Origin of the sequence: Mesorhizobium sp. B2-4-17, from assembly GCF_006441275.1 — a bacterium.
In the GTDB taxonomy this organism is placed as follows: Bacteria; Pseudomonadota; Alphaproteobacteria; order Rhizobiales; family Rhizobiaceae; genus Mesorhizobium.
The window spans coordinates 39,515-49,465 of the sequence record NZ_VFUX01000043.1; the positions used below are offsets into that span (position 1 = coordinate 39,515).

9 protein-coding genes are annotated in these 9,951 nt (G+C 62.2%); 3 read left to right on the plus strand and 6 right to left on the minus strand.

Translation table 11 applies throughout. The annotated features are described in order from the left end of the window. Positions 1–68: 68 nt before the first annotated feature. Positions 69–401 (minus strand): DUF768 domain-containing protein, encoded by a 333-nt coding sequence (locus FJ548_RS26755; RefSeq protein WP_140779442.1) that lies wholly within the window; start codon positions 399–401, stop codon positions 69–71. Positions 402–492: 91 nt separating this feature from the next. On the opposite strand from FJ548_RS26755, the gene FJ548_RS26760 reads away from it, so the two are divergent. Continuing rightward, entirely contained in the window at positions 493–846 is a 354-nt protein-coding gene (locus tag FJ548_RS26760; protein ID WP_319022920.1) for a low affinity iron permease family protein, read from the plus strand. 17 nt (positions 847–863) lie between these two features. Here the strand turns inward: FJ548_RS26760 and FJ548_RS26765 are convergent, their stop codons facing one another. Beyond that, positions 864–1,079 (minus strand): hypothetical protein, encoded by a 216-nt coding sequence (locus tag FJ548_RS26765; protein WP_140779443.1) that lies wholly within the window; start codon positions 1,077–1,079, stop codon positions 864–866. Positions 1,080–1,436: 357 nt separating this feature from the next. Here FJ548_RS26765 and FJ548_RS26770 point away from each other — a divergent pair, with 357 nt between their 5' ends. Further along, positions 1,437–2,801, plus strand: coding sequence for a cytochrome c (locus tag FJ548_RS26770; RefSeq protein ID WP_181168917.1), 1,365 nt, complete (start codon positions 1,437–1,439; stop codon positions 2,799–2,801). Here FJ548_RS26770 and FJ548_RS30070 read toward each other — a convergent pair. The 4 genes from FJ548_RS30070 to coxB are packed head-to-tail and all read right to left on the minus strand — an operon-like array spanning position 2,786 to position 6,891. Continuing rightward, a complete protein-coding gene (locus FJ548_RS30070; protein WP_181168918.1) occupies positions 2,786–3,349 on the minus strand; it encodes a c-type cytochrome in 564 nt (187 codons plus the stop codon). The genes FJ548_RS26770 and FJ548_RS30070 overlap by 16 nt on opposite strands. Before the next feature lies 1 nt (position 3,350). Further along, positions 3,351–3,953 carry a cytochrome C oxidase subunit III gene (locus tag FJ548_RS26780; RefSeq protein WP_140607155.1) on the minus strand — a complete coding sequence of 201 codons (603 nt, stop codon included), beginning with the start codon at positions 3,951–3,953 and terminating at the stop codon, positions 3,351–3,353. Beyond that, a complete protein-coding gene (ctaD, locus tag FJ548_RS26785) occupies positions 3,950–5,881 on the minus strand; it encodes a cytochrome c oxidase subunit I (RefSeq protein ID WP_140779444.1) in 1,932 nt (643 codons plus the stop codon). The genes FJ548_RS26780 and ctaD overlap by 4 nt, the downstream gene beginning before the upstream one ends. After that, positions 5,878–6,891, minus strand: a complete 1,014-nt coding sequence (coxB, locus tag FJ548_RS26790; RefSeq protein ID WP_181168919.1) for a cytochrome c oxidase subunit II — start codon at positions 6,889–6,891, stop codon at positions 5,878–5,880. Before coxB ends, ctaD begins: the two co-directional genes overlap by 4 nt. A 433-nt stretch (positions 6,892–7,324) precedes the next feature. On the opposite strand from coxB, the gene FJ548_RS26795 reads away from it, so the two are divergent. After that, positions 7,325–9,646 (plus strand): FdhF/YdeP family oxidoreductase, encoded by a 2,322-nt coding sequence (locus tag FJ548_RS26795; RefSeq protein WP_140607277.1) that lies wholly within the window; start codon positions 7,325–7,327, stop codon positions 9,644–9,646. Positions 9,647–9,951: the final 305 nt, after the last annotated feature.

Genomic DNA, 9,951 nt, shown 5'->3' on the forward strand with positions numbered 1-9,951 from the left:
CGCCTGCGACGCGCAGATGGCAGACCGGATCTGCGGGCCTCAGGTCGCCGGTTCCCTGCAGGTCCACACTATGTTGCCCGCTCTTCTTCGTCTGGGGCCGTGCCCGAACCGCCTATCTCTTCGGAGGTCTCCAAGGCTTCGATGACCGGCGCCAGGGGGCTCTCTTCAGGTGGAATCCTTGCCCCTTCAGGATCATTCTCGCTCGCCTGATCGAGCGCGCGCTGGATGGCATCTTCGATATGACCGATTTCCTCCTCGCGGATTTCGCGTCCGTATCCGGCGGCATCGGCATCTTGTTCGAACTGTTGCGCCAGCACCGCTATACTGACCTGCGTGTCGGCAGGTAGGTTACCGACATTCTCCTGTAACCAACTTCGAAAGAACTCTACGGTTGCGCTCATATCTGGTCTCCTCGACCGGACAACTTGCACAAAGGACCGGTGTTCCATTCCGCACGCAATCTGGAACTCAAAATCGCCGACCACGTTCGTGATGATGGCCGTTCATCCCGTCCGAGAAATTCTGACCACAACCGGCACGCTGACGGCGAAGCCCTGGGCCTTTCTGATTCTTGTTGGTTACACCGTCGCGTGGATTGTCTTCGAGCATGAAACACTCGACTGGCATGGCGTCGCCACCCTCGTGACCTGGGCCATGACGCTTCTCATCCAGCGGGCGGAGCACCGCGATACCCAAGCCTTGCAGGCCAAGCTGGACGAGTTGATCCGCGCGACCGGTAATGCGCGCAACGATCTCACCCAAATCGACAAGAAAGAGCCGGAGGAAATCGAGCGAAAACGCTCGGTCGACGGGCGCAACGACGAGCATCAGCGGTCCGCTAGCTGATCGGACCTCTTCGTGAATCAGGGAGAAGCAGGCTTCGCCGGCAGGGTCCCCTGAGCCGGCTGGGTTCCCTGCTGATCCCCTCCCGTGGAGGTCTGAGGCGTCGGGTCCTTGTCGACTTTGGGGTTTTGATCGACTGGCTGGGTGTTGGGATCGCTCTTGGATTGCACCGGATCGCTGTTGCTGCACGCTGTGAGCAAAACCATCGCGACAACAGCCATGACCGCTTGTCTCATCGTGATCTCCTCTTCGCAACAGCAACGTGAGGCGTCGCAACCCGTTCCATTGGCATGAAGCTTCTGTTCCTCAGCCGAGAACGAACCGCCTGCACGGCAGCGGGCGCCACCGTGACGAGGTCGACCGGATTTCGGTTCACTTGCGATCGTAAGGCCGTTGCTGCCGATGCCGCGGCACCGCTGTCTCGTTCGTGGCCATTGCATGCTGGCCGAGGCTCAGGAACATAGCTCGCCGCCCGTGGTTAGGCCGGAGCCATCTGCTTCAGGTTTTCGACCATGCTGCATATCAAGTTGGGTCGACCCCATTTTGCGCCGCAGGATTGGTGCATCCGGACGGCATTGTTCCTTGCGAAGTCCATGGCTTTCCTCTTGGTGCTGCTGCTGGCAGGCGTCCCGCCGCTTTGGGCCTCCGAGATCGATCGGGGCGAATATCTTGCGCGCGCCGCCGATTGCATCGGCTGCCACACCTCGGAACCAAGCCGGCCGCTGGCTGGCGGCTACCGGGTGCCGACGCCGTTCGGGGAGGTCTATTCGACGAATATCACGCCCGACCGCGACACCGGCATCGGACTCTATTCGGATGACGAGTTCGTCCGCGCGGTACGGGAAGGCAAGCGGCGGGACGGCGCCGACCTCTATCCGGCCATGCCTTACGACAGCTTCGCGCAGATGAGCCGCGCCGACGTTCTTGCCATCAAGGCCTATCTCTTCGCCCAGCCACCGATGCATCAACCCCGTCCCGATAACATCCTGCCCTTTCCTTTCAGCCAGCGTGCCATCGTGAAGTTCTGGAAGATCGCGAACTGGCGCGGCGGCGGGTTCGCTCCGGACCCGTCCCGCGACAACGAATGGAACAGGGGCGCCTACCTCGTCGAAGTGCTTGGCCATTGCGGCGCATGCCATACGCCGCGCAACATGACGCTGGGGATGGACAGGCAAAAGAACCTCGCCGGCGGCTCGGCGGGCGTCTGGCAGGCCTACAACATCACGTCCGACCCGACAGCCGGCGTCGGCGGCTGGAGCGACGCCGAACTCGGGCGCTTTCTCAAGACCGGCGCTCTGCCCGGCAAGTCCTACGCCGGTGGGCCAATGGCCGAAACGGTGACCAACAGCCTGAGCCATCTGCCCGACGGCGACATCCGTGCAATCGTCGCCTATTTGCGCAGCGTACCGGCCCAAGCCGGCGAGGAGAAGCAGCCGCGGTCCTCGCGGCCAGGCATCGCCGCCAGTGCCGGGCCGGACGGCCAAAACGTGCTGCACGGCAACATCACCTCCGACGGAGCCGGACTCTATGCCTCGCTCTGCGCCGATTGCCATGGACCCGATGGGCGTGGGTCACCCGACGGCGGCTTCCCCTCGCTCGTCTACAACACGACGACGGGGGCGCCGACATCGCAAAACGTGGTGATGACGATCCTCTATGGCGTCCAGGCCGGAGGCGTCGCGGGCCGCGCTTCCATGGCCGCGTTCGCCGATTGGCTCGACGATGGCCAGGTCGCAAGCCTTGCCAACTATGTTTTCGCCCATTTCGGCAATCCCGAGGTCAACGTCGCGGCGTCCGATGTGCGCCAGATGCGGGCGGGCGCGCAAACCCCGGAAACACTGATGCTGATCTGCGTGGAGGCGCTCGTCGCCGCCTGCGCCGCGCTCCTTTTGCTTTGTGTGTGGCTGCTTGCCCGACGCTACCTGGGACGGCTCCTTCCAGGTCACGTTCGTGCATAGAGATAGGCGGCGATGTCGCGTGCCTCCTGCGGCGACAGGTTGGTGTTGGGCATGGCCGTTTTCGGGTCCACGTCCCGTGCACGGCTGATCCAGCGTATCATCACATCGGAGGAAGTTCGCGCCGTGCCGCCGATATAGAGCCGCCGGGAGACGCCGGCCAGCGACGGGCCGACCGTCCCTCTGGCGCCGGGTACACCGGGAATCTCATGGCATCCGCCGCAACCGTTGCGGATCATCGCCGGGATGGCCCGGGCAGCCTCGCCGCCGGTCTGCTGATTGATCTGCGCCTCGCTCAGGAACTCCGCGCGCCATGCCTGCGCGAGATAGGCACCGGCCACGAAAACGGCACTCACGAGGAAGGCGGCGCTCCATGTCACGATTTTGTCTCGCGGCAACGAGGCAACGTCCAAGGCGCTCGATGGAATGGCTTCGCGTGGACGCACGCGCAGCAGAAAAACGAGGCCTCCGGCAAACAGCAGAAGCCCGGCCAGACCACGCAACGCAGTGTGGTGGCGCGAGAAACGCTGCCGGTGCCTGATGGCCTGCATCTCACATCCTCGGGAACCAGTAGATTATGAAATAGAGCACGACCCAAGAAGCGACCACGAAATCCCAGTAGAAGGCATTGTCGGCCACATCGCTGAAACGTCGGCCCGTATTGCCCTTGTCCGTAAACATGAGGACCGCAAGCACGACCGTATCGCCGACATCCGTAAGCAGGTGGGTCGTATGCAATCCGATGATGAACCAGATTATCGAGCCGTAGGCGTTCTGGTCCCAGCGGATCTCCAGTGCCGCGAACTCCCAGATGCGCAGCAGCAAAGGCAAGAAACCAACGGCTGACATCACGATCATGCCGACGCGCACCTTCGCCAGATCCTGCCTCTTTGCCCATTGCTCGACCATGTGATTGGGAACGACGCTGATGAGGAGAACGACCAGTATGGCCGTGCCCGGGAACAGGTCCGGTGGCGGCGCGGCGATCGGCCACTGCGGACTGACCGACGCCAAATAGAGATAGGCGCCGATCGCGAGGGCAAAACCGGTCGCCTCGAGCGCGATGAAGGCCAGCGTTCCCCACCACATGGGAGTGCTCGCGCCGAAATCATAGGTCGGCAGCCGGCTGATATCGGCAACGGCGCGGTGCTTCATTCCTCGTCCTCCGGAATAGCCTTGGGCCAGAACCAGCCGATGAAGGTCACCGCCACCGGCAAGGAGCCCCAAACCACGGCCCAAGGCGTATAGATCGAGGCCAGAAAAGCCACGCCGACCGCAATGGCGGCGAGAAACGGCCAGATGGAATTGTCGGCCGAGGGTTGGCGGATTTGCGGCACCGCATCGGCGACGGTACCGGCTATCACCTCGCGTGCGTCGATGCGCAGCCCCTCCGCGACAGGAAGTACCTCGGCATCCTTCCAGAGCGGCTCGCGATGGTCGACCACCGGAATGCGCGGGAAATTGTACGACGGCGGCGGCGAGGCGGTTGCCCATTCCAGCGTGCTCGCGCCCCAGGGGTTGTCCCCGGCGAGGCGCCCGCGCCTGAGACTAAGGACGACGTTGTGGAAGAGAACTCCGAACCCGGCAGCCAGGACGAGGCTGCACAGGCTGACGAAGAGGTTCGTGCCTCCCCAGCCGCTTTCGAGCGGATAGGTGTAGACCCGTCGCGGCATTCCTTGCAGGCCCAGAATGTGCATCGGAAAGAAGGTGGCATTGAAGCCGATGAAGACCAGCCAGAAGTTCCATTTCCCGAGCCGCTCGCAAAGCATGCGCCCGGTGATCTTGGGAAACCAATAGTAGACCGCGCCGAGCAGCGGAAACACCGCCCCGCCCACCAGCACGTAGTGCAGATGGGCGACGACGAAATAGGTGTCATGCACCTGCAGATCGAGCGGCACCGACGCGACCATGACGCCGGTCAAGCCGCCGATGACGAAGGTCACAATAAAGCCGAGCACGAACAGGAGCGGCGTTGCCAGGATCGGCCGTCCGCCCCAAATCGTGGCGATCCAGCAGAAGATCTGGATCCCGCTCGGGATGGCAATCATCATGGAGGAAGCGGTGAAGAAGCTTTCGCCAAGCTGCGGCAGGCCGGTGGCGAACATGTGATGCACCCACAGGCCGAAAGACAGCAGCCCGATGCCTATAAGCGACAGCACGATCCCCAGGTAGCCGAATACCGGCCTGCGGACGAAGGCAGGCAGGATAGCCGAAACGAAGCCCGTCGCCGGGATAAAGATGATGTAGACTTCCGGATGGCCGAAGAACCAGAAGAGGTGCTGCCACAAAAGCACGTCGCCTCCGCTTGCCGGATTGAAGAACTGCGTCCCGACGAGCCGGTCGAGAATGAGCATCGTGCTCGACACCATCACCGCCGGCATCGCAAAGAGAATGATGAATGCCATCACCAAAGCCGACCAGACATAGATCGGCATGCGGTCCAGCGTCATGCCCGGCGCTCTTTGCTTGAAGACGGTGGCAATGACCTCCACGGCGACGGCAAGGGCCGAAACCTCCGTGTAGGTGACCATCTGTGCCCAGAAATCCGGGCGCTTGCCGGTGCCGTATTCGGGACCTGCCAACGGTACGTAGGAAAACCACCCAGCATCGGCACCGGTGTTGAAGGCAAACGCCACCCAGATCATCAATCCGCCGGACACATAGACCCAATAGCTGAAGGCATTGAGGCGCGGAAACGCGACGTTGCGCGAGCCGATCATCAACGGCACTAGGTAGATAGCGAAGCCTTCCATCATCGGCACGGCGAAGAGAAACATCATCGTCGTGCCGTGCATGGTGAAAAGCTGATTGTAGAGATCCGGGCCGACGCGGCCCGCTTCGGGCGAAGCAAGCTGCAAGCGCATCACGAGCGCGGAAATCCCGGCCAGGATAAGGAACAGGAAGGCCGTGACGACGTAGCGTTGGGCGATGCGCTTGTGGTCTACGGTCGCCAGCCAACCGTAGAGGCCATCGGGTGTCTTCCAGGTCTTGGACAGATATGCATGAAGCGTGGCGTCGTCGAGGCCCGTGTCGCGTATGCCCTTGAGCTCCTCCGCGTTGAGCTCGACCTCGGCCGCGCTCATTGCAGCCCCTCCAGATAGGCGACCACCGCATTGAGGTCATCGGCACTGAGATCGATGCTCGGCATTTTGGCGCCGGGCTTGATCGACTGCGGGTCGGCGATCCACGCCGCGAGGGCGCCTCGTGTCAGCGGCAAGGTGTCGGCGGCAAGGGAGCCACGGCTTGCCAGATGCGTCAAATCCGGCCCGACGGCGCCGACCGCCGGTGTGCCGCGGATCCTGTGACAGAGCGCACATCCGGTTCCGAGGAAAGCCGCTTGCCCGCGACGGGCTTCGTCTTCCTTCGGCGGCACGGCATCGAGCCGCTGCCGCGCAACCCAGGCGTCGAAGGCAGAGCGGCTTTCGGCCACGACCGTCATTGCCATATGCGCATGCTGATAGCCGCAGAATTCCGCGCATTGGTCACGGTAAGTCCCCGCCTTTTCCACCAGCAGCGTGATCGCGCTCGGCCGGCCCGGGATGAGATCGCGTTTCCCCGCGAGGCTCGGGACCCAGAAGCTGTGGATGACATCGGCGGACTCGAGTTCGACCCGGATCGGCAGGTCCACGGGCAGATGGATTTCGTTGGCGGTCACAATGTCGGATTGACCGTCAAGCTGGTAGCGCGCCTCCCACCACCATTGATGACCGGTGAGATGGATGGTAAACGCCTCTCCGTTGAGAGCGGCGTTGGATTTTCCGGTCAGGAAGCTGGCGAAGGTCAGTCCGATGAGGACAGCGATGGTTACTGCAACGGCTGTGGCAACGACACGAAAAAAGTTCTGCTCACGTCTGCGATCGACCGCAAGCGGCTCTCCTGTTTGCCGACCCCGCCGACGGTGAAGGACAGCCATTGCCAGAGCCATCACGACAAGGACCCACACCACCACGGAGACGGCCGTAAAAAGCCAGATCAGCCCGAGGATGGCTCGCGCGCCGCCGCCTTGAGGATGCAATGCCGACTGCCACTGGCTGCACCCTGAAAGCAGGACTGCCAACGCCCCCATCCCCCCTGCGCAGCGCAGTTTGCCCATGTCCGACACCGCCGTTCCGCGATGGTGATGTGTCACTCTCGATCACTACCCGCGTGACGGGGTCTCTCGAAACGCATCCGCTTCGACAGGACTTCGGAGGCCATCTGGAGATAGCGGATAGAAGACATCGTCAGTCAGCCTGAGGAAACACTGCTCGGTGATGCCAGCTGCAACGACGGGCCCGAAAATAAGTTCCGGTCGCGTGGTTTGGGCAGGACGCCTCGTCTCTCACAAGCGTGCTTATCACGCCGCGGTGGCAAGGAATTGGCTGCAGGCATCCTCCCGAACGGGGCGCAATGTGGAGGAATGCCGGCCTGGTTTCCTGAGCACTTCACCAATCCGTGAACTGTTGGCGCGGCAACGGAGGTCCGGACGCGGGAACCTAGCTGACCAAGGTAGGTTGATGTTCGTCATCAAACAGCCGAGCACCCACATGAAACCGTCCGTCACCGACCACGTCAAAATCAAACGATATAATCACCCAACCGGCGGTTGGGGATCGCTGAAGTCGCTCATACGCAAGGCACACGGCGAAGGTCTTCTCGTGTCGGGCATCTGGAGCACGCTGATGCGGCAGAACAAGTCCGACGGTTACATGTGTGTGTCCTGCTCCTGGGCCAAGCCAGCGGAGCCACGGCCTTTCGAGTTCTGCGAGAACGGCGCCAAGGCCACGCTCTGGGACCAGACCAAACGTCGCTGCGGGCCGGAATTCTTCGCCGCTCACCGGGTGAATGAGCTGCTCGACTGGCCCGATCATGACCTCGAAAAGCAGGGCCGGCTGGTCGAGCCAATGCGCTACAACGAGGCTACCGACAAATACGAGCCAGTGTCATGGGACGCGGCTTTCCGTCAAATCGGCAAGGAATTGAGAAAGCTCGATCCGCGATCCGTCGTCTTCTACACCTCCGGGCGGGCGTCGCTCGAAGCGTCGTTCATGTATCAGCTCTTCGCCCGCATTTACGGTTCGAGCAACCTGCCGGATTCCTCGAATATGTGTCACGAGTCGACATCCGTGGGACTGCCGGAGTCGATCGGCTCGCCCGTCGGCACCGTGCAGCTGGAAGATTTCGCACATTGTGACCTCATGTTCTTCTTCGGGCACAACACCGGGGTCACCGCGCCGCGACTGCTGCATCCGATCGAAGAGGCGCGTCAGCGCGGCATTCCGGTGATCACCTTCAATCCCCTCCCCGAGCGCGGTCTCGAGCGATTCAAGAACCCGCAAAGCCCCGTCGAAATGCTGTCGCCCGGACCGGGCACGAAGATGTCGAGCGAGTTCTTCCAGGTGCGCGGCGGTGGCGATATTGCGGCCATGACCGGAATCGCGAAATCCCTTCTCGCGCTGGATGATGCCGCCGTGCAAAACGGCGGCCGGCGCGTTCTCGATACGGGCTTCATCGCGGAACACACGTCCGGCTTCGAAGAATTCGAAGCCTATCTGCGGCGCACGCCATGGGACAAGATCGTTGCACGTTCGGGCATCGCGCGCGCGGATCTGGAACGTGTCGCCAGGATCTACAGCGAGGCTTCCGCGGTGATCGGCAATTACGGCATGGGCCTGACACAGCATCGGCACGGCACCGAAAACGTCCACATGCTGTGCAATCTGTTGCTGATGCGCGGCAATGTCGGCAAACCGGGCGCCGGCGTTTCGCCGCTACGTGGTCATTCCAATGTGCAGGGCCAGCGCACGGTGGGCATTTCCGAAAAACCCGAGTTGGTGCCGCTCGACAAGTTCGCCGCGTTCTACCAATTCGAGCCACCCCGAGAAAAGGGCCGCGATACGGTGGAGACGTGCGAAGGCGTCATCGACGGATCCGTGAAGGCCTTCATCGGCCTCGGCGGTAATTTCGTGCGCGCGGTTCCGGAGACGGGTCTCATCGAGGAGGCGTGGCGGCGTCTGCGACTGCACGTACAGATCGCAACGAAGCTCAACCGCAGCCATCTCATCCCCGGCACGGTCACCTATCTGCTTCCGTGCTTGTCACGGATCGAGCGGGACAGCCAGGCGGGCGGCGAGCAACATGTCTCGATGGAGGACTCGACGGCCTGCATTCACGGTTCGTTCGGCTACCGGCCGCCGGCGGGTCCCGATCTGCTTTCCGAGCCAAGGATCGTCGCCGAACTCGCCAAGGCTACGGTGGGCGGCAAAAGCGCTGTCCCGTGGGACGAATGGGTCGGCGACTACAGCCTTATCAGGAACGAGATCGAGCGTTGCTACCCGGACCACTTCAAGGACTTCAACAAACGTTTTTTGGCGCCGGGAGGGTTCCACCGCGACATCAAGGCGTCGAAGCGGGTATGGCAGACGCCCAACAAGAAAGCCAACTTCAAGGCGCCGACCATGTTGGAGACCGATCCGGACATCGACGTCTCTCAGTCTGATGTGCTGACGCTCATTACGATCCGTTCAAACGATCAGTTCAACACCACGATTTATGGTTATCGCGACAGATTGCGCGGCATCAATGGAACGCGCATGGTTCTGCTGATGAACAAACGCGATATGCAACGGCTTGGGGTTTCCGACGGGGACGAGATCGATCTGCAATCGGCAGCCGAGGATGGGGTCGAGCGACGTGTCCGGGGCCTGAGGGTCACGCCTTACGCGATCCCTCCCGGAAATTGCGCAGGCTACTACCCGGAGCTCAATCCTTTGATTCCCTTGTGGCATCGGGCGGAGAAGGCGCATGTGCCCGCGGCCAAATCGGTGCCGGTAAGGTTGGTTCCTGTCTCCGGTCAGGCATCGAAGTAACGAGCCTCGCGAGCTCTTCCGCTCGTCAAACCGGTCCTGGGCACGCACCCACGCTCGAGCCGGCTGTGCAGCATTGCCGTCGGCTGGCGGAGCGAGCCAAGGCTCAGACCAGGCGCACAGTCGAACGTTACCATGAGGGTTGCTCGCGAAACGGGTTCAGTCACAGGGATGCTTTTGGGCAGAGATCGACCGAAACTCGCGCTAGTGCTGGTGGCCGCGGCATTCGCGGCGCTGGCTGGATATAATCATGCCCGCGCCAATCGGGCGCTTGCCAGCCGAGCCCACGGACATGTGGTGGAGAGCGA

Coding starts and splice junctions, on each gene's coding strand:
- coxB (WP_181168919.1), bottom strand. CDS start 6,891: ATGGGCAAACTGCGCTGCGCAGGGGGGATGGGGGCGTTGGCAGTCCTG.
- FJ548_RS26765 (WP_140779443.1), bottom strand. CDS start 1,079: ATGAGACAAGCGGTCATGGCTGTTGTCGCGATGGTTTTGCTCACAGCG.
- FJ548_RS26755 (WP_140779442.1), bottom strand. CDS start 401: ATGAGCGCAACCGTAGAGTTCTTTCGAAGTTGGTTACAGGAGAATGTC.
- ctaD (WP_140779444.1), bottom strand. CDS start 5,881: ATGAGCGCGGCCGAGGTCGAGCTCAACGCGGAGGAGCTCAAGGGCATA.
- FJ548_RS26760 (WP_319022920.1), top strand. CDS start 493: ATGATGGCCGTTCATCCCGTCCGAGAAATTCTGACCACAACCGGCACG.
- FJ548_RS26770 (WP_181168917.1), top strand. CDS start 1,437: ATGGCTTTCCTCTTGGTGCTGCTGCTGGCAGGCGTCCCGCCGCTTTGG.
- FJ548_RS26795 (WP_140607277.1), top strand. CDS start 7,325: ATGAAACCGTCCGTCACCGACCACGTCAAAATCAAACGATATAATCAC.
- FJ548_RS30070 (WP_181168918.1), bottom strand. CDS start 3,349: ATGCAGGCCATCAGGCACCGGCAGCGTTTCTCGCGCCACCACACTGCG.
- FJ548_RS26780 (WP_140607155.1), bottom strand. CDS start 3,953: ATGAAGCACCGCGCCGTTGCCGATATCAGCCGGCTGCCGACCTATGAT.